This window comes from Sporotomaculum syntrophicum, from assembly GCF_009932395.1.
GTDB lineage: Bacteria > Bacillota > Desulfotomaculia > Desulfotomaculales > Desulfallaceae > Sporotomaculum > Sporotomaculum syntrophicum.
Map to the genome: position 1 here is coordinate 423,890 of NZ_LSRS01000002.1, position 25,187 is coordinate 449,076.

Consider the following 25,187-nt stretch of genomic DNA (forward strand, 5'->3'; position numbering starts at 1 on the left):
TAGAACAGGGCATTTATACGAGTGGTGCGCTGGTTTTTCTTTGGGAGGTGGGCCACGTTGAGTTTTTCCACACTAACTAAGAACGAACTGGCCAGGGTGATGGACCCAAGGCCTTGCTGTAAAATGGCCGAGCTGGTGGCACTAATTAAAATGGATGGTTCTTTACAGGTGAGCAGAGGCCAGGTGTCTTTAAATATATTAAACCATAACGCTGCGGTGGCCCGTAAGTTGTTTAAGCTGCTCAAAGAACTCTTCGGTATCCATGCCGAGGTGTTGGTGAAAAAAAAGATGCGCCTGCGTAAAAACAATGTTTATTGGGTGCGCATACCCCCCCAGGATGGCCTGCGGGAGATGCTGATACGGCTTGGCCTGCTCAATTCGGACGGATATCTGCAGGAGGGGTTGCAGCAGGATTTAGTTAGTCGAAATTGCTGTCGGCGCGCTTACCTGCGGGGAGCTTTTTTAGGCGGCGGGTCGGTAAACAGCCCGGGCGGTAATTATCATATGGAGATTATTACAAGCAAAGGACGACATGCCACCGACCTTTGCCGGTTGATGCAAAAATTTGGCTTGTCGGCCAAGATAAGCCGGCGCAAAACCTGGTTTGTTATATATTTAAAAGACAGCGAGCAGATTGTGGAGTGCCTGAACGTGATCGGCGCCCACTCGGCGTTGCTTGAATTTGAGAACACCAGGATATATAAAGGGATGCGTAATCAGGTCAACCGCCTGGTTAACTGCGAAACAGCCAACTTGAATAAAACAGTGGATGCCTCACTGCGCCAAACAGAAAGTATAACTCTCGTAGCCCGGACAGTCGGTATAGATAAATTGCCCTCCGGGTTGAGGGAGATCGCTGAGCTGCGCTTGAAATTTCCTGATGCCACTCTGAAAGAACTGGGTGAAATGGCTAACCCGCCGCTGGGTAAATCGGGGGTTAACCACCGTTTGCGTAAGCTGGACCAGATGGCCGAAAAGCTGCGTGCTGGTGAGCCGAGGTTATAAACTGAATTTTTTATTATTGGACGACCTGTAATTTTTACTTGAGCAAGTAAATATAAAATTACAGGCAGGATTTTTGCTAATGAATGTCGAAGTAATGACTTAATAAAAATTAAATAGTTTATTGAATTGGGGGTATTTGGCTAAATGCGCATGGGTTATGTGCTTGATGTTGTTCAAACTCAAAAACTAATTATGACTCCCGAATTGCGCCAAGCCATTGCTATTTTACAGTTTTCTTCCTTGGAACTGGGTACGTACGTGGAACAGCAGTTGCAGGAGAATCCTATGCTGGAAATAGGTGAAGATTACGAAAATACTAACCTTGAAGAACCATTATCTGTTGAAGCCGATATCGGCGGCAAGGAAAAAGATAAAGATAAAGAAAATGAATACGATATAGATTGGCAGGATTATTTCCAAGATAGTAGCGATCTGGGTATGACTCCTTCTGAATCCTGTCGGGAACATAATGATTACACTTATGAAAATTATATCAGCATTGCACCGAATTTAATGGAACACTTGATGCGTCAACTTGGTTTGGTGAAGATTAGTGAGCGGATAAGGGTCATTGCTGAATATATTATCGGTAATATCAATGATCATGGGTACCTTAGTTGTTCAATTGACGAAATAGCTCAAGAAGTTAATGAACCTGCAGAGAAGGTGTTGGAAGCCTTAAAAATTGTACAAACCTTCGATCCGCCTGGCATAGGTGCCCGTACGCTGCAGGAATGTCTGCTGCTGCAGTTGAATTACCTGAACTTTGATGACCCGCTGGTCTGTGCGGTAGTAGATAACCACCTTACGGATCTGGCCGACGGCAAGTACAACCGCATCGCCCAGGTGCTGGGTGTATCGGTACAAGAGATCCAGCAAGTGGCTGATTTGCTAAAAACCCTGGACCCTAAACCCGGGCGCAATTTCAGCAACCAAAATGATAATCGTTATATTGTGCCGGATATTGTTTTAAATAAAGCAGATGGCGAGTATGAAATCATCACCAACGACACTTCAGTTCCTCGATTAACGATCAACAACACATACCGTGCTGTGCTGGGCCAGAGTAAGGGTGACAGCCAGACTAAAAAATTTGTGGAGAATAAACTAAATGCTGCGGCTTGGCTGATTAAAAGCATTGAGCAACGCCGTTTGACTTTATACAAGGTTACTAAGTGTCTGGTTGAATTACAGCGTGATTTCCTGGAACATGGGGTAAAATATTTAAAACCGCTAAATCTTAAAACTGTGGCAGATATTGTTGGTTTGCATGAGTCCACTGTATCTAGGGCGACCTCGAATAAGTATATTCAGACTCCCCAGGGTGTCTTTGAAATGAAATACTTTTTTTCTTCCGGTTTAAGCAGCATTGAAGGTTCCACGGCAGTTTCTGCCGAAAGCATTAAAAAAACCTTACAAGAGATTGTCGACCGGGAAGATGCTAAAACGCCTCTAAATGACCAGCAGATCGCCGATATGTTTAAAACGCGCGGCGTGAAGATTTCCCGGCGTACAGTAGCAAAATACCGCGATGAGATGAATATACCTCCTATAAGAAAAAGAAAACGTTATTAATGACGAGAGAAGGAACCGCCTAGCGGTTCTTTTTTTTTGTAGGTTTTTGTTTTTTGTATACAACAAAAAGCAGGAACTATTATCTAAATTAGCGAATAGAGTATAACATATTTGATTAAATAATACCAACTGATGTATACTATTAGAAATAGCGTTAATGCAGCAGTAACGAAATAAGCCGAAAAAAGTAAAATTAATGAAAATAACGCGGCACGGTAAGATGCATCCGATAAAGAATTCAGGGCATACTAAATAAGGCGATTTACCACACGTTCCTTCCGCTTTTTCTTAGTACCCTCACTTCTTATGCAGATGCACTTTCCGCAATGGTGATAAAAGAAGACTCTAATATTATTTCTTAAGGAGGGGGATTTTATGGCCAAAAAGACGATCAGGGATGTGGATGTATCCGGCAAGCGGGTGCTGGTGAGAGTGGATTTTAACGTTCCCTTGGATAAAAATGGTAATGTTGCTGATGATACTCGAATCAGGGCTACGCTGCCTACTATAAAATATCTGCTCGGCGAAAAAGCTAAGGTAATCTTAATGTCGCATCTCGGCAGACCCAAGTTTGGGGAGCATAATGAAATTTACCGGATGGATGTCGTTGCTGAATGCCTGCAGAGGCTGTTAGAGGTTACGGTGCACAAGGCGGATGATTGCATTGGAGAATATGCTCAGCGGGCGGTAAAGCAGCTTAAGGAAGGTTCTGTGCTAATGCTCGAGAACCTGCGGTTTCACCCCGAGGAAAAGAAGAACGACCCTGAATTTGCCCGTCAGTTGGCCTCTCTAGCCGATGTAATGGTTGATGATGCCTTTGGTATGGTGCACCGGGCTCACGCCTCCAATTACGGGGTTGCTCAATATCTCCCTGTGGTGGCGGGTCTGTTAATGGAAAAAGAACTTAACATGCTGGGGCAGGTGTTAAAATCTCCAAAATGCCCCTTTGTAGCCATTATGGGAGGGGCAAAAGTTTCGGATAAGATCACTGTGATCAACAATTTATTGGATAAGGTATGTACTTTATTAGTTGGCGGCGGTATGGCTAATACCTTCCTTAAAGCCAGCGGTCTGGAAATAGGAAAATCATTTTTAGAAAAAGATAAAGTTGAGCTGGCCGGGCAATTGATGCAAAATGCTCGGGACAAGGGTGTAGAACTTATATTGCCCGTGGATGTAGTAGTGGCCACGGAAATGTCTCCTGATGCAAATGTCCAAATAGTTCCGGTTAACGCTGTGCCGATAGATAGCATGATCTTGGATATAGGACCTGAGACGGTGAAAAAGTTTACTGCAAATCTCAAAAACGCAGCTACGGTATTGTGGAATGGTCCCATGGGGGTATTTGAAATTGAGCCTTTTGCGAGTGGAACCATGGAAATTGCCCGTGCACTGGCCGATCTTGATGCAATCACCATCATCGGCGGCGGTGATTCGGCGTCTGCAGTGGAAAAAGCAGGGGTAGCTGATAAAATTACCCATGTTTCCACTGGCGGTGGTGCGTCGCTTGCTTTTTTGGAGGGCAAGGAACTGCCTGGTTTGAAAGTGATCCAAGAAGTGGACCGGAGCGAGATCTATCCGCATTATCCTGAGGAGAGTGTAACATGGGCGAACCCCTCATAGCAGGTAACTGGAAAATGTTTAAGACCGTCGGTGAGGCGGTCGATTTTGTGCGTGAGCTGGCGTACAGGGTATCCGGATTGCACGGGGTGGAAATGGTGGTATGCCCACCATTTACCGCCCTTGCGGCAGTGTCCGGGCTGCTGCGGGACCTGGGAGCGGGAATTGCCGTCGGGGCTCAGAATATGTATTGGGAGAACGAGGGTGCTTACACTGGGGAAGTTGCCCCTGGCATGCTAAAAGAAATTGGCTGCCGTTATGTTATTCTTGGCCATTCCGAGCGCCGGCAGTATTTTGGGGAAACTGACGTCATGGTAAATAAAAAAGTACATGCTGCGCTGGCACACGATTTAATGCCTATTGTTTGTGTTGGCGAACGGCTGGAGGAACGAGAGTCCGGTACTACTGAAGCGGTTGTTCGCAAACAGGTGGAAGGCTCCCTGGCGGGGCTTAGCGCTGTGCAGGCGGCCAAGCTGGTAGTGGCTTACGAGCCGGTCTGGGCTATTGGCACCGGGCGCACGGCCTCTGCCTCGGATGCCCAGCAGGTAAACGAGTTCATCCGTGGCTTGTTACGCAGCCTGTTTGGTGAAGTTGCGGCTCAGGCAGTCCGTATCCAGTATGGGGGTAGTGTTAAGCCGGGCAATGCTGCTGAATTAATGGCTCAGCCCGATATTGACGGGGCACTGGTGGGCGGGGCAAGCCTGGAGGTTGACAGCTTCACCGATATTATCAAAAATGCTGTTGCTGGATAATGAGGAGGAAGATATTTGGCTACCAATAAACGCCCCCTGGTGCTCTTTATTTTAGACGGCTGGGGCCTCTCCGAAAATCACCAGGGTAATGCCATTGCCTTAGCTTGCAAGCCCATCATGGACAAACTGCTCGCACAATATCCTCATACTTGGCTGGGCACTTCCGGTGAGGATGTAGGGTTGCCCGAGGGGCAAATGGGCAATTCCGAAGTGGGACATTTAAACATCGGTGCCGGGCGAGTAGTTTACCAGGAATTAACCAGAATTAGCAAGGCTATTCGCGAGCGCACTTTTTATGATAACCCGGTGCTGCTGGAGGCTGTTGATAAGGTGCGGGAGCGTCAATCAGCCCTGCATTTGATGGGTTTGCTTTCAGACGGTGGTGTGCATAGCCATATAGAACATTTATATGCCTTACTTGAACTGGCCCGTGACCAGGGTTTGTCACGGGTATTTGTGCATGCTTTCTTGGACGGCCGGGATGTGCCCCCGGCTAATGCGCGAGAATACATAATCCCCCTTACCGAACGGATGAAAAAAATTGAAACCGGCCAAGTGGCTACAGTTATGGGGCGCTATTATGCTATGGATAGGGACCGTCGCTGGGAGCGTACTCAATCTGCTTACCTGGCGATGGTGCTAGGTGAAGGCTATCAAGCACCATCGGCCTTGGAAGCATTGGAGCAGGCTTACGGTCGTGGTGAGACCGATGAATTTGTTAAGCCTACCGTTATAGTGGATGAGCAAGGCCAGCCTGTTGGCCGGGTGGACAATGGCGATGCGATTATTTTTTATAATTTTCGGCCTGACCGGGCCAGACAAATCACCCGTGCTTTTGTTGATATTGATTTCGATGGTTTTGAGCGGCCTGCTGACCGGCCGGTGGTGCATTATGTTTGTATGACCCAGTATGATAAAACCATTGAGGCACCGGTAGCCTTCCGTCCCCAAACACTAATTAATACCCTGGGTGAAGTGCTTAGCTACCATAAGCTTAAGCAACTGCGCTTGGCAGAAACAGAAAAATATGCTCATGTCACCTTCTTTTTTAATGGCGGTGTGGAAAAACCCAATGAGGGTGAGGATCGAATTCTGGTACCTTCACCCAGTGTAGCTACCTATGATTTGCAGCCGGATATGAGCGCTGAGCAGGTAACCAATGTTTTGCTGGATAAAATAAATGAACAGATTTATGACGTGATTATTGTAAATTATGCCAATCCAGATATGGTTGGGCATACTGGAATATTGTCCGCTGCCATTAAAGCTATAGAAACAGTAGACCGGTGCATTGGCCGGGGTGTACAGGCAGTGCAGCAGGCAGGCGGGATCGCACTGATCACAGCCGATCACGGTAACGCGGAAAATATGGTTGCTCAAAACGGGGAACCTTTCACCGCCCACACAACCGATCCAGTTCCCTTAATCCTGGTCAGCGAGGAGCATAAAAATGCCAAGCTGCGACCCGGGCGATTGGAGGATCTGGCTCCCACTGTGCTGCAACTGCTTAATATAGCAAAACCACCCGAAATGACTGGCCACAGCTTGTTGGAGGCAGATTAGTGTCCCCGGGTGTTGAAAGTAAAAATATAAATAAGTTACTATGTTCGCAAGGAGGTAAATTAAAATGTTAACTACGATACTTGATGTAATGGCCAGGGAAATACTGGATTCAAGGGGCAATCCCACAGTTGAAGTAGACGTGATTTTGGAGGATGGCACAATGGGTCGGGCTGCGGTGCCCTCTGGTGCTTCCACCGGGGCTTATGAAGCGGTAGAATTGCGGGATGATGACCCTCAGCGTTACAATGGCAAGGGTGTTCTCAAAGCTGTCGAAAATGTTAATGAAACCATTGCCCCGGAAGTCATCGGCTATGACGTGACCGACCAGGCAGGTATTGATTTAACTATGATCGACTTGGATGGCACTCAAAATAAAGGCAATCTGGGCGCTAATGCCATCCTGGGTGTTTCCATGGCTGTTGCTAAGGCTGCTGCAAAAACACTGGGACTGCCTTTGTACCGCTACCTGGGTGGGACTGGAGGCAGGTTGCTGCCCGTGCCCATGATGAACATTTTAAATGGCGGCAAGCATGCCGATAATAATGTAGATATTCAGGAGTTTATGGTCATGCCTGTGGGAGCCTTGAATTTTGCTGAAGCGCTGCGCATGGGCACAGAAATTTTCCATACACTAAAAAACGTATTGAAGAAAAAAGGCATGAATACGGCAGTAGGCGATGAAGGTGGTTTTGCTCCCAACCTGGGCTCCAACGAGGAAGCTTTGGCCTCACTGGTGGAGGCTATAGAAGGAGCGGGTTATCGCCCCGGAGAAGATGTGGCTCTGGCCATTGACGCTGCGGCTACCGAAATGTTTAAGGACAACCGGTATGTGCTGGCTGGTGAGGGAGTTACCTATACGTCGGCTGAAATGATTGATTTTTACGCCCGTTTGGTTGAAAAGTACCCCATTATTTCTATCGAAGACGGTTTATCCGAGGACGATTGGGAGGGATGGCAGCAGTTAACTCAGCGTCTGGGCAGCAAAGTGCAGATTGTGGGGGACGACTTGTTTGTCACCAACACGGAGCGGCTGGCCAAGGGTATTGAAACTAACACAGCTAATTCCATCTTGATTAAACTAAACCAAATCGGCACGATTACAGAAACGCTGGATGCCATTGAAATGGCTAAACAGGCAGGCTATACGGCAGTGGTATCTCATCGCTCAGGTGAAACTGAGGATGCTACTATTGCCGACCTAGTAGTCGGGGTAAACGCGGGTCAAATTAAAACCGGAGCTCCTTCCCGTACCGACCGGGTTGCCAAGTACAACCAGCTGCTGCGCATTGAGGATGAGCTGGGCGGGACAGCATTATTCAAAGGCCGTCGGGTATTTTATAATTTGCGTTAAATTTGACACTCCCCGGGCGACATTGTCCTTCTTCTACCGGACAAGTGTTGCTTTATCCACTCCGGTATATTAAAATGTTTATGTTAAAGGGGGGAGTGAAATTTTGGCTGTTGGTGAAATTATTCTAACTGTTTTACAAGTAATCCTGAGTATAGGTCTAATCACAGTAGTTTTGCTGCAATCAGGTAAGAGTGCAGGATTATCCGGGTCCATCGCCGGTGGCGCTGAAACTTTCTTCGGTAAGAAAAAAGGCCTGGATGATTTTCTTGCTAAAATTACTGTATTAGTTGCTATTGCATTCGCTGCTGTTTCACTAATTCTTGTAGTTTTAGCCAGATAAAAAATCCGGGGTTTCCCCGGATTTTTATTTGAGTTTATCGCAAGGCAATATTTACTATGTTTATTTAATAATGTTTGCACATTATGTTATAATTTATATTTATAATGGTATTTTTCAAGGAGGTGAATGTAGATTCACTGACATTTTAATATTTTATTGGGAATTTTATTAAAGTATTGCTTATTTTTAGAGGGAAGAGAGGGTATTTATAAGTGGACTTTGATATTAAGTTGGCCTACTATGCTGCCGGAGCAGGTGCTCTGGCGCTGCTGTTCGCCCTTTTCACTATGTCTCAGGTTCTCAAAGAGAGTATGGGCACACCTAAGATGAAGCAGCTTTCTGAAGCTATTCAAGAGGGTGCCATGGCGTACATGAACCGCCAGTACAAAACACTGACTCCTTTTGCAATTGTAATTTTTATATTATTATGGGCAGCTGGATTTTTTATTGAACAACAACCAGGTTCTCACTTGCCTGTAGGCCCGGAATCAGCTATTTCGTTCCTGGTGGGCGCAATTTGTTCAGCCATTGCCGGTTATATTGGTATGAATAGTACTACCAAATCCAACGCCCGGACTGCTGAAGCTGCCCGCAGCTCCGGATTGAACAAAGCTTTACAGGTATCTTTCCGGGCCGGCGCCGTTATGGGACTTTCCGTGGCCGGTTTGGGCTTGTTGGGTGTTTCCGTGCTGTTTATTGTCTTTAAAAGCCCGCTGATTATTAACAGTTTCGCCTTTGGGGCATCCGTAATTGCATTCTTCGCCAGGGTCGGTGGCGGTATCTATACCAAGGCCGCTGACGTAGGCGCTGACCTGGTGGGTAAAGTTGAAGCCGGTATTCCGGAAGATGACCCACGCAACCCGGCGACTATCGCGGACAACGTGGGTGACAACGTCGGTGACACCGCCGGTATGGGAGCCGACTTGTTTGAATCCTATGCAGCTACCACCATTGCGGCGATGCTGATTGGTAACACCTTGTTTGGCTTTTCCGGTGTTATTTTCCCGCTGCTGGTAGGCGCTGTTGGCATTATTGCCGCTATTTTGGGTACCTTTACTGTGCGCACCACTGAAGGCGGCAACCCCCAGGCTGCTTTGAATGTAGGCTTGTGGAGCACTAACCTGATGACTTTGATTGGTACCTGGTTCGTGGCCAAGGCTGTTTTCCCTGCTGAAAAAATTGCTGAACCATCCGGGGTGGCTTTCGGCAATGTTTCATTTGGTATTTTTATGGCTGTGGCCGCTGGTTTGGTTGTAAATGTGGCTGTTGGCTGGCTTACTGAACACTACACCGGTGCAGATAAGACTCCGGTATTAAAAATCGCTGAAGCTTCCAAGTCTGGACCGGCGACCAATATCATTCATGGCCTGGCAGTGGGTTTGGAATCTACATTCTTCCCCATGCTGGTATTTGCCGGTGCTATTTACTTCTCTTTTTGGGCTGTGATGTCAAATGCTCCCGAAGGACAAGCCGGCCTGTGGGCTATTTACGGTATTGCCATGGCGGCTATGGGGATGCTCTCCACTGCCGGTATGGTGGTGGCTATGGACTCATTTGGCCCTGTAGCCGACAACGCTGGTGGTATCGCTGAAATGGCTGAGTTGCCCCCTGAAGTTCGTGAGAAAACTGACAAGCTGGATGCTGTGGGTAACACCACTGCAGCCATTGCCAAAGGCTTTGCCATTGGTTCTGCTGCTTTAACTGCTCTGGCTTTGTTCAGTGCCTTTGTTGACGGTGTTAAGCATAACCCCAATATGCAGGATGCTCTGGCAGTTACTGGCGGTGACTTTATCGTTAACGTGACTGATCCTATGGTATTGGTTGGTATTTTCATTGGCGGAGCGGTACCTTTCCTAATTGGTGCCCGCACAATGCGTGCTGTAGGTGAAGCTGCTTTTGGAATGGTGGAAGAAGTACGACGCCAGTTCCGGGAAATTGAAGGAATTATGGAAGGTACCGGTAAACCAGACTACGCTCGCTGTGTGGACATCGCTACCCGATCTGCTATTAGCAAAATGATCTTTCCCGGTATTATCGCCGTTGCCGTGCCGCCTCTCGTAGGTTTCGGTCTTGGCGCTATGGCGCTGGCTGGATTCCTGACCGGTCTGACCACCACGGGTGTATTGTTAGCCTTGTTCCTGGCCAATGCCGGCGGTGCTTGGGATAATGCCAAGAAGTACATTGAAGGCGGTGCCCTGGGCGGCAAGAAGATTGACGGCCAGCCCAACCCGGTACACCAGGCCGCGGTTATCGGTGATACTGTAGGCGATCCCTGTAAAGACACCTCCGGTCCCGCAATGAACCCGCTGATCAAGGTGGCAGGTACTATTTCACTAATCCTTGGTCCTCTGCTCACTAGACTGTAAAATAAAAAAAGCTGGGCTTTGTGTCCGGCTTTTTTTATGGGATGTCAATAGTAGATTCGAATTCTTGAAAGGATTCATTTATTACTATTTAGCGCTGGCGCGAACATGGCTAACCAAGCTGCGGCAACCAGCAGGGCTAAAGTAATAAGGCGCCAAATGCGAACACCCTTTCCGCGCATGTTCAGCTTGCTCATGGGGATCAGGCTGGCAGCGAAGATAAAAGCAATTAAAGCCAAGAAAAACGAAAGTTTATTCTCCAAGGCAATACCTCCCATGGTTAGCTTGATTAAAGTTGATTATAAGGCTTTTTGTTCTGAAATGCCAGCACCGCTGCTGAAAGGTAAATTATATGGTGCATTTTTTATGCAAGCATGAGCATAATAAAAATTAACTAGATGAGCGGAGGGGTTATTTTTGGATTACAGCGATCCTGGGGAACGTTACCAAAAAGGCATGACTTTTGATGAGAAGATAAACTTTGCTTATGAACTAGAACAGGAAATTGAAGAGAATAAAGATGAGCTTGCCCAGCTAAAAGAGCAGGGCGATGCTGATGCGCGTATCGAGGATTTATCAGAGCGCATTAATAAAAATGAGATATTATGCCAACAAGTGCAAAACGATATTCACGGGCTATAGCAATTTGCCCGGAAAGGTAAAGTACTACTTGTCGTCCAATTGGACGACTTTTTATTTGTCGCAGCCTATATTTCCCCCATTGTTAATCAGGTAACTATTGCCATAATAGGTTATAATATATAAGGATATTGTACGTGGGGGGTGGAGCTTCTGCAAGATAGAATTAAAGACAATAACAATATGTGTTTTGGCTGTAGCCAGGCTAATCCCATTGGCTTAAAGCTAAAATTTACACTGGACGGTGAGATTTGTCGCACCGAATTTGAAGCCAAGGAAGAACATCAGGGCTGGAATGGTTATATGCACGGCGGTTTAATTGCTGCCTTACTGGATGAAACAATGGCCTGGTGGCTATGGTTTAATGATATTTCCATTATGACTGCGGAAATGACCACTCGGTATAGCTATGGAGTACCGATTAACACAAGACTGGTGGTGGAGTCGTGGTGCGAGGAGGTAAAAAGAGGACGGCTGTACTTAATGGCCGGCCGGATTATCCTGCCTGACGGGAAAGTTGCTGTCAGAGCAAATGCCAAGTTTATGAAAACTGAACTAAAATAATTATTAAAGATTGGAGACTTAGTGGATGACCAGAGAAGAGGCTTATGCAGTCTTAAAGCAGCATTTAAAGAATAAAAATTTAATTAAACATTCACTGGCAGTAGAGGCTGTAATGCGTCATTTAGCCCGGCATTTTAACGAGGATGTTGAAAAATGGGGCCTTGCGGGATTGCTGCATGATATTGATTACGACCGGACTAAGGACGACCCGCACAGGCATAGCCTGGAGGGCGCATATTTGCTGGCGGAACTCGGGTTGCCGGAGGATGTGGTATATGCTGTGCGGGTTCATAATGAGGCCCATGGCCTGCCTCGTAATTCATTAATGGACAAAGCCTTGTACTCAACCGACCCGCTGACCGGGTTAATTGTTGCTGGTGCGCTAATCAAGCCGGAGAAAAAGCTGTCGGCTATCGATGTTGACTTCCTGAAAAAGAGGTTTAATGAAAAGTCATTTGCTCGTGGTGCCAATCGCGAAATAATTGCCTCCTGCTCCGAAATTGGCCTGGAATTGGGTGCGTTTCTCGGGCTGGGGCTGGAAGCTATGCAGGATATTGCCGATGAAATGGGACTCTAGGTAGTTGACAAACAATAAGATGATGATATAATTTATAATTACCTGGATTACAGAATGCATTTCTCATTATGTTATAGAAATTGGACTTAGCAAGCCCTTGCCTAAACGACTGGCAGGGCTTTGATTATCGAGGTGTTGTTCATGCCGGCCAATACAATTGTAAACCGTAAGGCACGTCACGAGTATCACATTGATGATACTTATGAGGCCGGTATTGCTCTGTCCGGTACAGAAATAAAGTCTATCCGGGCCGGTAAGGCCAACCTTCAAGATAGTTATGCCAGGATTGAAAATGGTGAACTGGTATTGTATAATATGCACATAAGTCCATATGAGCAGGGCAATCGGTTTAATCATGAACCCAAGCGGCCGCGCAAGCTACTAATGCATAAACGTGAAATCATGCGCTTGTTTGGCCAAACCAGAGAAAAAGGTTTCTCTTTGATTCCTCTGAAGGTGTACTTTAAAAATGGCAAATGGGCTAAAGTAGAGTTGGCCCTGGCCCGGGGCAAGAAACAGTATGATAAGAGGGAAGATATTGCTGCAAGAGATGCCAAAAGGGATATGGACCGAGCAATCAGGGAAAGGCAAAAGCAGTAATATTTAAATTATTCGGGGGCGAAATGGTTTCGACGGGGGAAGTTGTGGCAGGATAAGCGAGCCGGGGTTCCATCAGCCCGTTAAACGGTGGAACAGTTAATATAACTGCCAACGAAGAAAATTACGCTCTAGCTGCTTAATTTGCAGCTAGCATCCCACCCGCACTTGCCTGTGGAGCGGATCATGGGGTGTCATATGAGCAGGCTTACCTTTTAGCCAATTCTCGGAGGCTAAACGGGGACATTTATCGAGATAGTTCCGGCGAAGCCTGGTTGTGGGCGCCAACGGAGCGAAGTTTAAAACACATCCTATGCTCGTAGAAGGTCTTGTGGCTCTTCTTTCGGACGGTGGGTTCAACTCCCCCCGCCTCCACCATTGGTAACCAAAAATAATTTCAATACAACTTCGATTTCATCTTCAAAAACAGTCACATTATTTACAAACTGCTGCACGAGGGGCTTCAAAAGCTCCTCGTTTTGTTTATCACTAAACCTTTCATATAAATCCTCAAGATAACGTTCAATATCCTTTTTGGTCAACGTAATTGCTGTTCTGGCTTCTATTTTGTCCAATTCCTGTTGCAAAAGGGCCGCTTCTTGCTCACGCTTGGATAGCTGTTCCAGCAATGCTTCCGATGCCTGTCCCCGTTCTATTACCTGCAGTAAGTTGTTTATTGCCACCTGTACTCGTTTAAATTCTTTCTCCAAGTGTTTTGCTTCGTTATTTGTTTGGCTAAAGAACTGGCTATAAAAATCAATTATTTTATTTACCAACGCAGGTCGTACAGCAAGGGAAAAAATGGATTTATCAATTTCGTCAAGGACAATGCCTTCCAATGCGTTTTTTCTGATGCGCCGGTTGGTACAGGTTCTAGTCCGGTCACGGGCACCGCATTCATAATAACTGTAACGTGTGCCGTTATTGGTGGCCGTGTTGCCTATGTAAGCAGTGCCGCATACACCGCAAAACACCTGGCCGGTAAGCAGGAATGTTGTTTTAGCCTTTTGCCTGGCCTTTTCCGGGTTATGTTTACGTTTAAGCATCCGTTCCTGTACCCGGTTAAACAAATCTTCGTCGATTATGGGTGGAATGGCCCCGGAGATTCGGATAATTTCATCCTTTGATTTTTGCCGGCGGTTATTTTTTCGCCCGTCTGCAGTCCTGCCCTGGCGTTTGTTAAAAGTGTAAACGCCAATGTATTTTTCGTTTTTCAGGATTTCGTGGAGGGAGTTTTTTCCAAACGGACCGCCTCGTTTTGTGCGGTAACCAAAAGTATTCAATTCGTCGATAATCCTATCGTAACCAAAACCGTTGTCATACATTTCAAAGATAAGGCGCACGGCTTTTGCTTCGTATTCATTAATAATATAATGTCGCTCCGGGTTGACATCCAGGCCCAGTGGCGGGGTGCCGCCGCAGTGCTTGGCCTGCAGGGCGGTTTCCTTCATGCCTTTCATTGCTTCCCGGCCCAGGTTTTTACTGTAGTATTCGGCTAGCCCTTCCAATAAACTTTCCAGCAAGATGCTTTCCGGGGAGTCGTCCAGGCGTTCCAGTACGGATTCAATCTTAACTCCTGCCCGGCGCAGTTCCCGCTTGTAAAGCGCACTATCGTAGCGGTTGCGAGCAAACCGGTCCAGTTTGTGAATAATCAGGGCATCAAACAGGCCATCCCGTGCATCCTGGATCATTTTTTGGAATTGGGGCCGGTCGTCAGTCAGGGCCGAGCGGGCTTCGTCGGTATATGTTTTAGTAACGATGTACCCCTTGTTTTTACAGTATTCCGTACAGGCCCGCACCTGAGCGGTTATACTCTCCTCCCGCTGGTTGTCGCTGCTGAACCGGGCGTAAATTACTGCTTTCACGGTATATCATCCTCCTTTTCACTCAATTCCCATACCAGCCGGGTTAATCGCTGCAGGTCATTGGACGATGCTGCCTCGCTAATTAAATTGCTGTATTCTTCAGCCCTCTCACCCAGCTGGAGAACGAAGGAGAAGTAATTGGCCTGGTACTCGTGTTTGCCGTAATAGAAGGTGTTTTGCAAAATGAAAAGAAAATTTGTCGAAGGGTGCAATAAAAAATGGCCCAACTCGTGTCCGCAGACAAATTCTTGTTCTGCTTCCGGTAGGCCATCGTTGATGAAGATCATTTTGTTGTTGCCTAGTGATAAGGCCAATCCCTTGATTTTTTGAAAAGGCACGTACAAAATTTTAATACCTATGTCCCGGGCGATTGTCGAAGGTTTTTTCCCGCTCTTGGCAAGTATTCTTGCCTCTTTGTACAAGGCCATAGATAAAAATCACTTCCTCTTGGGTTGCTTTGAGGCGGTTTTTTCCTTTTTTATGGCTTCCCATGCCGCACGCAATGCCAACATCACATCGTCCTTGATGTCATCGTCTAACGGGTCCCCAAAAATGCGCAAATTCGTCTGGTTTCTAATAAAATATTCCAGTTCAATGGCCGCGGGCGGGTTATCTTTCTCCCACCAGGGTGAGTTATCTTTTTCATAGTTTCCCGTCAGAAGGTAACTGGGTGTTGTGTTAAGTTTTTCCGCCAAATTTAACAAAATTTTATAACTGGGCTCCCTTTTGCCCGACTCATAAAAGGAAATGGTTGATTCCCCCAAATCACAAAGTTTGGCCAGCTCTGACTGGGTTAATTTCCTTTGTTCACGCAGTTTCCTCAATCTCGCCCCAAACTCATTTTCCACAGTTTCACCCCCCACTAACAAACGCATTGCAATATGCAAACTACATACATATTATAGTTTGCTATTTGCCAAAAAAACAAGTGTTTTCTTTGCTTCTTGGCAAAATGCAAAATTTTTTGTTTTCATTCATTGCATATCGCCAACCAAGCTGTTATAATTTAGTTAGTTGGCGAATTGCCAAGTCGGAGGTGTCATAATTATGCTGACTAATCTAAAAAAAGTACGCATGCAGAAAAAATTTTCCCAAAAGAGAATCAGTGAAATGATTGGTATATCTGAAAGCTACTACTGCCAGCTGGAAACGGGAGTAAGACGCATGTCCCTGCCCATTGCCCGGAAAATTGCCGTTGTTTTGGGCCAGAGTATGGACGACCTTTTTATGTCTGTAAACTTTGCAGATTGCAGAGAGGATAGGTCGGCCATGAATGACCGGGGTAACTCCGGCGCGAGGTAACCATGCAGGTGGTGTTATACAAAGTTATAGCTAAACGCACAAAAGATGGGTTTAAGACCGTCAAACGGGAGGTCCTTGGTGCAACCGGAGACGATCCCAATGCTTACCTGGACCGTTTGGCCCGGATACTGGCGGTAAATTTGAACACCCAACACAAAAGGGAGGTGGACAAATTGTCAAAGGCGGCAACCGAACCCCGGGCGCAACCCGGTGCTTAAAAGGCCGGTGTGTGCGGCAAATCCAATTAATTGGTTACTAATTTAAAGGAGGAATAAACAATGGCCATCCAATTCCACCGCGCCCTGCGCAAGAAGGCCAAGCTGCGCCTGGCCATCGCCGGTCCCGCCGGCAGCGGAAAAACTTACAGCGCCTTGCTTACGGCATTTGGCCTGGGTGGGCCGGTCGCCCTTATCGACACGGAACGCGGATCGGGAGAGCTCTACGCCCACCTGGGTGAATACGACGTTTGTACCCTCACCGCTCCCTTCACACCGGAAAAATACATCGAGGCTATCCGGGCGGCAGAAAACGCCGGCTACCAAATTACCATCATCGACAGCCTCTCCCATGCCTGGGCCGGCCCGGGCGGCGTGCTGGATATCCACGGTTTCGCGGCAGATAAAGGCGGCAACTCCTGGAGCGCCTGGCGGCAGGTGACCCCGCGTCACAACGAATTGGTGGACACCATGCTGCAGTCCAGGTGCCACATCATCGCCACCCTGCGCTCTAAGATGGAGCATGTCCAGGTGGTGGAGAACGGCAAAACGGTGGTCAAAAAAATAGGCATGAACCCCATCCAGCGTGACGGGCTGGAGTACGAATTCACGGTTTTCCTGGACCTGGACCACAACCATACGGCCAGTGCCAGCAAAGACCGCACCGGCCTGTTCGACGGGCAGGTGTTCAAGCCCACACCGGAAACGGGTGGTAAACTGCTGGGATGGCTGGAGGCCGGTGTCGATGCACAGCCTCGCGCCGAACGACAGCCTAACCTGGTGGTAGTTGGCGGCGTACAGGCCGAAGCAGCCGGTGCTGCAGGCGGTACCAGAGGATATACGGGACTTGCAGCGGATAACAACGGCGGCGGTATTCCGGTCGAACACGGACCGGCTGCGGCGGGTAATCCGCCGGCCCCGGAGCGGGATAACTTCGGGCAGCATGCGGTAACTTCGGGTCGAACGGTTAACCACCGTGAACCCTACACGCAAAATACTGTTCTCGCCGGCCAGAACCAACCCGCCAGGCAATCACGGACAATTAACCAGGCTCTGGCCACTCCGGCGCAGGTTAAAAAGATATTAGCCTCAGCCGGAGAAGCCGGGCTGGGGGAAGATATGTTGCACCAGCTTGTTGAGCGGGAGACGGGCAAAACGTCAATCAAAGAACTGGCCAAGCCGGAGGCCAGCCGGATGATAGACCTGCTCTTGAGTATGGCTGACAGCAGGGCAATCTCCCAACCCGAGCCGGCACCGCTTCCACCCAGAGCGGCAAACGGCAGCAGGATGCGGCTGTTTTAGCGAACCAGGGGACATTCCTCTTGCCCCAAGCCTTGAACCAGAAACAAGGCAAGAGGTGCCCCCATCGAATGAGGGGCGGCATTTGCCGCCCCATGCGCTAACGCGCACCTTTTTGCTGGTGGCAAAAGCTAATTGAACATAACCACATATTACCCACAAAGGAGGAACAAGTTAATGCGCATAAATAAACTGGCCATCCAAAATTTCCGCAACCACAGAAACAGCGCTATTGAGCTTGACAAACTGAATATATTCGTGGGACGCAACAACAGCGGAAAATCCAGTATCCTGGCCGCCATTGAATGGGCTTTGACCGGGCGCAACCTGTGGACGGACAAAGCCGGCCGGGGAGCAAACGAGCTGATCAACCGGAGGAGCAAAGACTGCCAGGTTGGGCTGGAAATAGCTGGCCTTGGCGGCGTGGTACGAGCCATGCCGCCCCATACCCTGGCCGTTGGTAAAAGCCGGAACATCCAGGAAAGCCAGGCAGCCATCTACCACCACCTGGGAGCGGACGAACAGCTTGTTAGACAAGCACTGAATACCGGCGCTTTTATCACCATGACACCCGCCGAACAAAAGGCATTTTTGTTTGCGTTGTGCGGTATTTCCTGCACAGCGGAGGAAATCGCTGCCGCAACGGTACAGTACCTGTGCGGGGTCGGGGTACCGGAGAAGCAGGCTCGGGAAATAGCTCGCAGGGTAAATACCCTGCTGCCCAGGGGCTTTGGCGGGGATCCAGCCATTCTGGAAGGCATGGAGAAGCGAGCACGGGAAGAGCGACGGGAGACGAAAAAGGACCTTGAGCGGATCCGGGCCGCACTGTCTGAAATGGAACTGCCCAACTTCCCGGACAGTATTGGACCGGAGGATAAAGAGGCTGTGGAAAGACAGCTGGCCGGGCTGGAAGCTGAAAAAAACGAACTGCTTAAGGACTACGGTTCGCGTCGTGCAGCGGAAGAGAATATCGCCAAAGGCCGGGAAAGAACAGGCCGGTTAGCACTTGAATTGGATCGGCTGGGTGAAAAAGACATATTGGAGCGGGAATTGGCGAGCAAGGAGCAGGCCAAACTGGCCGCAAACGCAGGGCTTCTCAGGCTGAAAGAACAGCTGGCCCAGATGGCGGGCACGTCGGCCGAACTTGACAGGGAACTGGCGGCACTGCAGGCCGGGTGCCGGACCAGACAGGCAGTGGTGGAAAAACTGCGGTCATTTGACGGGCACTGTCCCCTGGCCCCTAAGCTGATCGCCTGCCGAATGTCGGGCAGTGAAGTGGCAGGACTGGTCAACCAGTTAGAAACCGAAAACGATGCCGAAGCCCAGAAAATAATCAATCTTAAGGCCAGTATCCAAAAACTGCAGGCGGGCAAGCAGGATTTGCAGCGACAAATTGAACGTGCTGAGAAAACACTTGCCGAGACTGACACTGCCCAACAGGAGCTGCGCGGGCGGATCTCCGCCATCGATCGCGCCCAAAGAGAGCTGGACAGCACAAGACAGGAAGTGGCCGCCTGGGAGGAAACGCTGCATAGGGGCGGCGCAGACCCCGAGGAAATCGACCGCCTGCAGGAACGCATCTCCCAGGGCCGGGAGATCCTCCGCCGGCTGGAGGTGGCCGAACACGGGCGCCGGCAGGCCTGCCAGCTGCAGCAGGACTTGGAGATGCTGGAAGTGGAACTGGCCGTCACCGAGCATATGGTCAAGGCCCTTGGCCCGGACGGCATCCGGAAAAGCCTGCTGGGAGACCGTCTGGCCGGGTTTATTAGGGAAATCAACACCATGCTGGCCGCCTGCACCGACGGACGCTACAAAATCACCTGGCAGGACGATTTCACCCCGCTGGTACATCAGGATAGCACGGCCCTGCCCATAAAGTTGCTCTCTAAAAGTGAACAGCTCCGGGTGGGCATCGCGCTTCAGGCCGCTATCGCCAAAATGACCGGGCTGAACTTCCTGGCCGTGGACGAAGTGGACATGCTGGACCAGGACAACCGGGACCTGCTCACGGGCACCATGCTGGGTATGCTGGATAAGTTCGACCAGATTATGTTGTTCTGTACCGTGGGCGATGTAATCCCTCAAAATCCCGGACTGCCAAGGGTAAAGATGTTTTGGGTAGAGGACGGTATGGTCAGCGAGCTGGGCGGCGAGCGCGGCAAGTCTGCCGTGGTAGGGAGTGTCGCCCATGCCGCAGTTTAAGGAAGTAGAAAAGCTGGGCGAATTACTGGCCGCCACCCTGGCCCAAATGGGCATGGTGGCCGGCCTCTATTCCTACCTTGACCTGCTGGAGGGCATCTAGCGCGTGGAACTGAAAAGCTGATCAATCTTTGCGAAAACGGCGCGGAAATCTAATAATTGGCTCGGTGGGTGAAATATCTGCAAAAACCCCGCACCGAGGGACGGATATTTTTACAACCCAACGGTGGTACGTCATGAATACCACCGGCATCGAGTTCACCAGCGGTCGGCCCATCGAACTTGCGACAGGCGGGGCTGGACCCGGTAAACCGGCGGAATTTGTAACATAAGTCTTGCGGGGGCAACCACCGGGAAAGGAGTGAAACAACATTGGAAAAGATGACCCGTAAAGAGCGCCTAGTGCTTGGGCTGATCCCGATTGGCTCTAAACAGGCCATCCATAAACGCCGGCTGGCCGAACTGACCGGCTTAAGCGAGCGGGAAGCCCGGGAAATCATCTACCACTTGGTGGTAGAGCACGGTCTACCCATAGGCAGCAGCACCGAACCCGGTGCCGGCGGTTACTTCATCATCACAAGCGCCGAAGACATGGAGATAGCCACCCGGCACCTGAAGCCCAGGGCGGCAAAAATATTTAAACGCGCCCGGGCACTGGAGAAATTGGCGCAGCAAATGTTCAACCGTCAATTAAAGCTGGTGCTGGAGGAATGAATAATTGGGATGATAAAGCCGCCTGTGCTGTACTGGCCTTTACGGTAGGATATGTTTTAGTGAGGCTGTGCGCTTTCTTGATTTGGCATTTCTAGCGGTATAACCATGAGGGCGTTACAGCAAAAGAACTCAGGAGGACTGTACGTGAGTAAAGCATTACATTCAGACATACCCCCAAAAATAGATATGGACGATGGCTACTTTCCGTTGGCCCGTACTGCTATCCTAACCTTGTCTAAGACCAGGCTATCCGGCTCGCAAAGGAGCATAATTGACGTAATTTTTACCCAAACATACGGCTATTACTGCGATACAAGCCCCCACGAACAGCGGGCCAAGAAACGTCATACCAGGGCTCAGATATCCCATGAATACTTTATGACAGCCACTTGGATGGGCAAACAGGAAGTGAGCCGCGCCATTAATTCTTTAATTAAATGGCGGATTATCGGCAGGGAAAAGAATACATCACCCTATACCTACTGGTTCAACGTCCAAGTTGACGACTGGGCACCTGACTGCTGGCGGGTTAGCAGAATAGCGAACAATAAGCAAAACAGCGAACAGTCAGCAGCAGTTCCGCGCACAGTTAGTAGTTTGCAGGATAGCGAACAATTAGCTAGCCAGCTAACCAAAAGTTCGCAGGATAGCGAACCAGGTATTCGCAGGACAGCTAACTGTTCGCAGGTCTCGGCCCTAGGGCCGCAAGGCGTGTCGGGTATCCTAAATAAATATATAAATAAAATAAATAAAAATAATGATGATGATAACAACAGCGGCAGCCAATTGGCAGCCCTGTTTGAAAACGAATTAGGACGGCCATTGTCCGGTTATGAAATTGATCAGCTGGAACAGTGGAGCAAGAAAACCACTTATGACTTACTGGTTGAGGCGCTAAAAAAAGCAATCCAACACGACAAATTCTCATTTGCCTATATCCAGGGCATTTTGAAGAACTGGCATAAGGACAATGTCCTAACACTGGCTGATGTGCAAAGACACGATGTTGAATTTAAAAAGAAAGGTGGCGTAATCCGTGGCCCAACAGGAACAACTGCGAAACCCGGAAACGCTGGAGGATATCCTGCTAGGGATAAAAATGCTGGTTTTAGAAGACCGCCAAACAAATACGACAGTATCGACTTCTCCAAATTTTACTTCCAGGGATGACGGGCAACCCAAATGCGCCATATGCCGGGACCGCGGTATTGTGGTTGATATTGAAAAAAACTGTGCTGCGCCGTGCAGCTGTCAGGCCGACCGCCGGCGGGAACGACTTTTTAAAAACAGCAAAATAACCCCTGGTTTCAAGAGTAAAACCTTTGATAACTTTTGCAGCCAGAACCGTCCGGTTGTAATTAAAAAAATGCTGCAAAGCGCTTGGCATTACGCTGCCAATTTTAAGCTATTACAGGAGAACAACTGGCTGGTACTTCTTGGTGAGCCGGGTTGCGGAAAAACTCACCTGAGCTGTGCTGTTGCTAACCAGCTGCTTGAAAAAGGCATATCTGTACTGTATTTCCCTCATGTGCAAGGTATGAACGAACTTAAAGACACTCTGCGGGCCGGAGAGGAAAGCCTGGAGGCGCGGCTTTGGGATATGCGCAAAGTCCACTTGCTTGTGTGGGACGACCTGTTTAAGGCGCGAAGAGAACCCACTCCGTGGACGGTGGAGATTGTATTTGATATTTTAAATTACCGCTACCTGAACATGCTTCCCACTATAATATCAAGCGAATTAACACCGCAAAATTTACTAAGCATTGACGCTGCCATTGGTTCCAGGATTATGGAGCGAGGCAGGGGACATACAATGGTGGTCAGTGGTATCGAGTATAATTACCGGATTTTATGAGGGGAGTGGACACATGGAAGAGTTATATAACATCATCAAAGTAGACATTACCACCGGAGAGGTGCTGGAAAATAACCTGCTCGCCTTTTGGCGCACCCAGGCCCGGGGCGATGATATGCCGGGTGCCGCGGCATACCCGGCATGGCACGACCTTTCAAGGCCAAAGACAGAGACACTTATTGCAGAGCGGGTTAAGAATTATAACAGCAACCGCCGGCGGCAAAATAAAAACTCCTGGACCGATGCCGAGCTGTACCAGTTAGCTGTGTTGATAGTGCTGCAAAAACAAAAATTCCACCAGGCTGCCGCCCAGCTAGCCAAAACACCAGGTGCATGCCGGCAGGTCTTTAGACAAATGAAAAATGCGGGAGTGATTTAATGGTTTCATTTGTAATTCCAGGCCGCCCGGTGCCTAAGCAACGTCCCAGGGCGGGCAAAAACGGGAGAATTTACACCCCGAAAAAAAGCCGTGACTATGAGAAAACCGTTGGCTGGGCAGGCAAGCAGGTGTTTAAATACCCTTACAATGGGCCGGTGAGCCTGCAGGTGAAAGTTTATCTTACTGATTCCCGCTCCCAGGGCGACTTGGACAACTATATCAAAAGCATTCAGGACGGCCTGAATAACATAGCCTGGCGGGACGACCGGCAGGTCGTCCGCTTAAAGGCCGGATTATACGTGCGGCCCGGGGCGAAGGAACGGGTGGAAGTAATGATACAGAGGTTGTGAATGGAGTTAATGAAGTGCACAGTCTGCCTCAAAGAATGCCCTTTGGTGGCCTGGTCACCGGACGGCGAGTGCCCGCATTGCGAAGGCAGCGCATGGTATTGTGAAAGGTGTAAGGCAAGGTATTGCATGGGTGGCGAGTAATGCCGCATTAGCTAAATTATATTGAAAAAGGAACTCAGCACAGGGAGTGAGAATAAATGAGTATAGCCGATTTTAGGGCCAGGATCAAAAAAATAGAAATAGTCAATAAAGTATTAGCTGACGGCTGGGCTCAGGCCATCCGGGTGCAGCTGGACGACATCGAATTGACCAACGAAAACTTACTGGAGCTTCGCCAATTCAGACCCAACGAATCCGTGGACGTGGTAATTAAATCGGTCCAGCCCAACCTGTTTGAAATGGCGGCCCGGAACAATAATAAAGCCCAGCCCGGTACCGCTCCAAACCGGAAACCGGCACTGGACGAAACAACAGACGACGAAGAATTCCTGGCCTTTACCGAAGAAAATGAGGACAAGCCGAATGGGAAAGTAGTGCATGAATTTAAAGTATAAAGGAGTGCGGACATGAAGATTGAACTTGAGATGGAGGAAATGTTTTGTCTGATGAACGCTTTAAACGTAGCCCGTTATTTTTATGAAAAACTCAACCAGATAGACCGGGCTGCAGAGGCCCAGCAAGTACATGACTTGTTAACTAGTGCCCGCGAAATACATGCCCATGTGCACATGGAGCAAATGACCGAATTGGGTAGGCAAGATTATCAGGAAATATTGCGCAAGCGAGAAGCCAGACTAAAGGGAGATGGAAAAGTAATTGAGCTATACCAGTTTGCGCCCTTTGACGAAGACGATCCCAACGAGGTTAGCGCGGACCAAGAGATAAGCAGAATAGCCCGGGAATGGGCAAAGGATCAATCCAAAGAGTAACAACCCCCTAGTGGGGGTATTTTTTTGGTCCGCTCCCGGTAACGTGGCCGGCCTGGTGTTGCCCGGTTTCTGGCAGAGGTCAACATTGCTTTGGCATAGCTGCCAGATGGCACGGGCCTATTTTCCAGGCAGGTGCCCGTCTTTCTTTGCCAATACCTTTACTTTTTTGTTGTGGGGTGTTCATCAATAAGGTGCATAAGTTTCCGCATCTGGCGGAAAAGCGCGCGCGAAGCGCGCGTAGGGGCCGCAGCTGCGGCCCCCGTTCCCGGGGCGGCAACGCCGCCCATCTGGTAGCACAAGGCCATGCGCGTATACTAGCCCAGCGCGGGGCGGGTGTGCGGGACGATACAACTATCGCGCGGACAGGGCCGCGGGCTAAGCCGGCGGCCTGTTAGATGAGGTTAGGTGATGCGCGCTTTTTGCGCATGACCTAACCGTTCCTTTTTGAGGACTCCAGAGGAATACATGCAAAGACCCGTTAGCTGGCCAGTGTGCCGGCAAAGCCAAACCGGTAAGTTAGGCCCCAAAGCGGCTTTGCCGGCACTCTGGCCGACATGCACAAGACCTCGAAGCCAAGCATGCACAGTTAAATCAAGCCACACATGATCAGGCCCGACCCCAGAGATTTGATCCCAGAGCTGGGCCTGGTGATGTGTGGCTTCCTTTTGAAGACCCCAAAGCTGGCCAGTGTGCCGGCAAAGCCAGACCGGTGAGTTATGACCCCAAAGCGGCTTTGTCGGCACTCTGGCCGACATGCACAGGACCCCGGAGCCAAGGCATGCATAGTTACAGCAAAGTCACAGGCTTTGCGAAAGCAATGCCTGTGACTTCCTTTGACCCCAAAGTTGCGACCCCGAAGTTATCGCCTCCGTGGCTGCAGCGGTAGCTTAGGCTACCGACTTACTAGGCGCAACACGCTCCGCAACAGCGGAGCGGGACAAAGGTACGACCAAAAAAGGGCGCCTTAGCGCCCCAGCCTCGACAGCTGCCTGTGCGCGCTGCGCGCCGCTGCTGCCAGCCCCAGTTCCGACATAGCCGCAAAAGCGATGTGCTTGCAGAGCACCCCGCGCTTGACTGCATCTTCACAGCCGCACCGCGCGAAGTAGCGCCTGCCCCGCTGCCCGATAACCACCA

The 25,187-nt window shown here is 49.3% G+C and carries 31 protein-coding genes and 1 other RNA gene; 26 read left to right on the forward strand and 6 right to left on the reverse strand.

What is annotated here, in order from left to right:
• The first annotated feature begins 57 nt into the window (after positions 1-57).
• The 8 genes from whiA to SPSYN_RS04395 all read left to right on the forward strand — a co-directional run bounded on the left by whiA (position 58) and on the right by SPSYN_RS04395 (position 10,572).
• Entirely contained in the window at positions 58-1,005 is a 948-nt protein-coding gene (whiA, locus tag SPSYN_RS04360) for a DNA-binding protein WhiA (RefSeq protein ID WP_161821270.1), read from the forward strand.
• A gap of 144 nt (positions 1,006-1,149) precedes the next feature.
• Positions 1,150-2,580, forward strand: coding sequence for an RNA polymerase factor sigma-54 (gene rpoN, locus SPSYN_RS04365; protein WP_161821271.1), 1,431 nt, complete (start codon positions 1,150-1,152; stop codon positions 2,578-2,580).
• A gap of 375 nt (positions 2,581-2,955) precedes the next feature.
• Positions 2,956-4,203: a phosphoglycerate kinase gene (locus SPSYN_RS04370; RefSeq protein WP_161821272.1), complete on the forward strand. Its 1,248-nt coding sequence runs from the start codon at positions 2,956-2,958 to the stop codon at positions 4,201-4,203.
• Positions 4,185-4,952 (forward strand): triose-phosphate isomerase, encoded by a 768-nt coding sequence (gene tpiA, locus SPSYN_RS04375; RefSeq protein WP_161821273.1) that lies wholly within the window; start codon positions 4,185-4,187, stop codon positions 4,950-4,952. The genes SPSYN_RS04370 and tpiA overlap by 19 nt, the downstream gene beginning before the upstream one ends.
• Before the next feature lie 15 nt (positions 4,953-4,967).
• On the forward strand, positions 4,968-6,515 hold the full coding sequence (gene gpmI / locus SPSYN_RS04380; RefSeq protein WP_161821274.1) for a 2,3-bisphosphoglycerate-independent phosphoglycerate mutase: 1,548 nt from the start codon (positions 4,968-4,970) through the stop codon (positions 6,513-6,515).
• 64 nt (positions 6,516-6,579) lie between these two features.
• Positions 6,580-7,866: a phosphopyruvate hydratase gene (gene eno, locus SPSYN_RS04385; protein WP_161821275.1), complete on the forward strand. Its 1,287-nt coding sequence runs from the start codon at positions 6,580-6,582 to the stop codon at positions 7,864-7,866.
• 103 nt (positions 7,867-7,969) lie between these two features.
• Positions 7,970-8,206: a preprotein translocase subunit SecG gene (gene secG, locus SPSYN_RS04390; protein ID WP_161821276.1), complete on the forward strand. Its 237-nt coding sequence runs from the start codon at positions 7,970-7,972 to the stop codon at positions 8,204-8,206.
• Positions 8,207-8,418: 212 nt separating this feature from the next.
• Positions 8,419-10,572 carry a sodium-translocating pyrophosphatase gene (locus SPSYN_RS04395; RefSeq protein WP_202623719.1) on the forward strand — a complete coding sequence of 718 codons (2,154 nt, stop codon included), beginning with the start codon at positions 8,419-8,421 and terminating at the stop codon, positions 10,570-10,572.
• 74 nt (positions 10,573-10,646) lie between these two features.
• Here the strand turns inward: SPSYN_RS04395 and SPSYN_RS04400 are convergent, their stop codons facing one another.
• The gene (locus SPSYN_RS04400; RefSeq protein WP_161821277.1) at positions 10,647-10,832 is read right to left on the reverse strand and encodes a hypothetical protein; all 186 of its coding nucleotides are present in this window, start codon (positions 10,830-10,832) and stop codon (positions 10,647-10,649) included.
• Between the two features lie 154 nt (positions 10,833-10,986).
• Between SPSYN_RS04400 and SPSYN_RS04405 the strand changes: the two genes are divergently transcribed.
• The 5 genes from SPSYN_RS04405 to ssrA all read left to right on the forward strand — a co-directional run bounded on the left by SPSYN_RS04405 (position 10,987) and on the right by ssrA (position 13,324).
• Positions 10,987-11,211, forward strand: a complete 225-nt coding sequence (locus SPSYN_RS04405) for a hypothetical protein (RefSeq protein WP_161821278.1) — start codon at positions 10,987-10,989, stop codon at positions 11,209-11,211.
• 141 nt (positions 11,212-11,352) lie between these two features.
• Positions 11,353-11,772, forward strand: coding sequence for a PaaI family thioesterase (locus tag SPSYN_RS04410; protein WP_243152903.1), 420 nt, complete (start codon positions 11,353-11,355; stop codon positions 11,770-11,772).
• 25 nt (positions 11,773-11,797) lie between these two features.
• Complete coding sequence (locus tag SPSYN_RS04415; protein WP_161821279.1) at positions 11,798-12,349, forward strand: HD domain-containing protein; 552 nt, start codon at positions 11,798-11,800, stop codon at positions 12,347-12,349.
• Between the two features lie 141 nt (positions 12,350-12,490).
• Positions 12,491-12,949 carry an SsrA-binding protein SmpB gene (gene smpB, locus SPSYN_RS04420; RefSeq protein ID WP_161821280.1) on the forward strand — a complete coding sequence of 153 codons (459 nt, stop codon included), beginning with the start codon at positions 12,491-12,493 and terminating at the stop codon, positions 12,947-12,949.
• Between the two features lie 14 nt (positions 12,950-12,963).
• Positions 12,964-13,324, forward strand: a transfer-messenger RNA (tmRNA) gene (gene ssrA, locus SPSYN_RS04425).
• Here ssrA and SPSYN_RS04430 read toward each other — a convergent pair.
• Genes SPSYN_RS04430 through SPSYN_RS04440 form a run of 3 tightly spaced genes read right to left on the reverse strand, consistent with a single transcriptional unit; the run spans position 13,303 to position 15,659 of the window.
• Entirely contained in the window at positions 13,303-14,811 is a 1,509-nt protein-coding gene (locus SPSYN_RS04430; RefSeq protein WP_161821281.1) for a recombinase family protein, read from the reverse strand. The two genes, ssrA and SPSYN_RS04430, sit on opposite strands and share 22 nt — an antisense overlap.
• Positions 14,808-15,239 (reverse strand): ImmA/IrrE family metallo-endopeptidase, encoded by a 432-nt coding sequence (locus SPSYN_RS04435; RefSeq protein WP_161821282.1) that lies wholly within the window; start codon positions 15,237-15,239, stop codon positions 14,808-14,810. Before SPSYN_RS04435 ends, SPSYN_RS04430 begins: the two co-directional genes overlap by 4 nt.
• Before the next feature lie 9 nt (positions 15,240-15,248).
• A complete protein-coding gene (locus SPSYN_RS04440; protein ID WP_161821283.1) occupies positions 15,249-15,659 on the reverse strand; it encodes a helix-turn-helix domain-containing protein in 411 nt (136 codons plus the stop codon).
• A 199-nt stretch (positions 15,660-15,858) separates the two neighbouring features.
• Here SPSYN_RS04440 and SPSYN_RS04445 point away from each other — a divergent pair, with 199 nt between their 5' ends.
• The 13 genes from SPSYN_RS04445 to SPSYN_RS04505 all read left to right on the forward strand — a co-directional run bounded on the left by SPSYN_RS04445 (position 15,859) and on the right by SPSYN_RS04505 (position 24,448).
• Complete coding sequence (locus SPSYN_RS04445) at positions 15,859-16,113, forward strand: helix-turn-helix transcriptional regulator (RefSeq protein ID WP_161821284.1); 255 nt, start codon at positions 15,859-15,861, stop codon at positions 16,111-16,113.
• A gap of 2 nt (positions 16,114-16,115) precedes the next feature.
• The gene (locus SPSYN_RS04450; RefSeq protein ID WP_161821285.1) at positions 16,116-16,331 is read left to right on the forward strand and encodes a hypothetical protein; all 216 of its coding nucleotides are present in this window, start codon (positions 16,116-16,118) and stop codon (positions 16,329-16,331) included.
• Positions 16,332-16,391: 60 nt separating this feature from the next.
• On the forward strand, positions 16,392-17,630 hold the full coding sequence (locus SPSYN_RS15900) for an AAA family ATPase (protein ID WP_279279238.1): 1,239 nt from the start codon (positions 16,392-16,394) through the stop codon (positions 17,628-17,630).
• Between the two features lie 174 nt (positions 17,631-17,804).
• Complete coding sequence (locus SPSYN_RS04460) at positions 17,805-19,829, forward strand: AAA family ATPase (RefSeq protein ID WP_161821286.1); 2,025 nt, start codon at positions 17,805-17,807, stop codon at positions 19,827-19,829.
• 128 nt (positions 19,830-19,957) lie between these two features.
• A complete protein-coding gene (locus tag SPSYN_RS04465) occupies positions 19,958-20,158 on the forward strand; it encodes a hypothetical protein (RefSeq protein WP_161821287.1) in 201 nt (66 codons plus the stop codon).
• Between the two features lie 49 nt (positions 20,159-20,207).
• The gene (locus SPSYN_RS04470; RefSeq protein ID WP_161821429.1) at positions 20,208-20,540 is read left to right on the forward strand and encodes a DNA replication protein; all 333 of its coding nucleotides are present in this window, start codon (positions 20,208-20,210) and stop codon (positions 20,538-20,540) included.
• A gap of 144 nt (positions 20,541-20,684) precedes the next feature.
• Complete coding sequence (locus tag SPSYN_RS04475; RefSeq protein ID WP_161821288.1) at positions 20,685-21,710, forward strand: DnaD domain protein; 1,026 nt, start codon at positions 20,685-20,687, stop codon at positions 21,708-21,710.
• On the forward strand, positions 21,640-22,395 hold the full coding sequence (locus SPSYN_RS04480; protein ID WP_161821289.1) for an ATP-binding protein: 756 nt from the start codon (positions 21,640-21,642) through the stop codon (positions 22,393-22,395). Before SPSYN_RS04475 ends, SPSYN_RS04480 begins: the two co-directional genes overlap by 71 nt.
• 13 nt (positions 22,396-22,408) lie before the next feature.
• Positions 22,409-22,774, forward strand: a complete 366-nt coding sequence (locus SPSYN_RS04485) for a hypothetical protein (protein ID WP_161821290.1) — start codon at positions 22,409-22,411, stop codon at positions 22,772-22,774.
• Positions 22,774-23,124: a RusA family crossover junction endodeoxyribonuclease gene (locus SPSYN_RS04490; protein WP_161821291.1), complete on the forward strand. Its 351-nt coding sequence runs from the start codon at positions 22,774-22,776 to the stop codon at positions 23,122-23,124. Before SPSYN_RS04485 ends, SPSYN_RS04490 begins: the two co-directional genes overlap by 1 nt.
• A gap of 197 nt (positions 23,125-23,321) precedes the next feature.
• Entirely contained in the window at positions 23,322-23,678 is a 357-nt protein-coding gene (locus tag SPSYN_RS15905) for a hypothetical protein (RefSeq protein ID WP_243152905.1), read from the forward strand.
• A gap of 12 nt (positions 23,679-23,690) precedes the next feature.
• The gene (locus tag SPSYN_RS04500; protein WP_161821292.1) at positions 23,691-24,053 is read left to right on the forward strand and encodes a hypothetical protein; all 363 of its coding nucleotides are present in this window, start codon (positions 23,691-23,693) and stop codon (positions 24,051-24,053) included.
• 191 nt (positions 24,054-24,244) lie between these two features.
• Positions 24,245-24,448, forward strand: coding sequence for a hypothetical protein (locus SPSYN_RS04505; RefSeq protein WP_161821293.1), 204 nt, complete (start codon positions 24,245-24,247; stop codon positions 24,446-24,448).
• A gap of 6 nt (positions 24,449-24,454) precedes the next feature.
• On the opposite strand, the gene SPSYN_RS04510 is transcribed toward SPSYN_RS04505, so the two are convergent.
• Complete coding sequence (locus SPSYN_RS04510) at positions 24,455-24,808, reverse strand: hypothetical protein (protein ID WP_161821294.1); 354 nt, start codon at positions 24,806-24,808, stop codon at positions 24,455-24,457.
• Between the two features lie 148 nt (positions 24,809-24,956).
• A partial coding sequence (locus tag SPSYN_RS15840) for a hypothetical protein (protein WP_207708546.1) occupies positions 24,957-25,187 on the reverse strand: 231 nt, incomplete at its 5' end.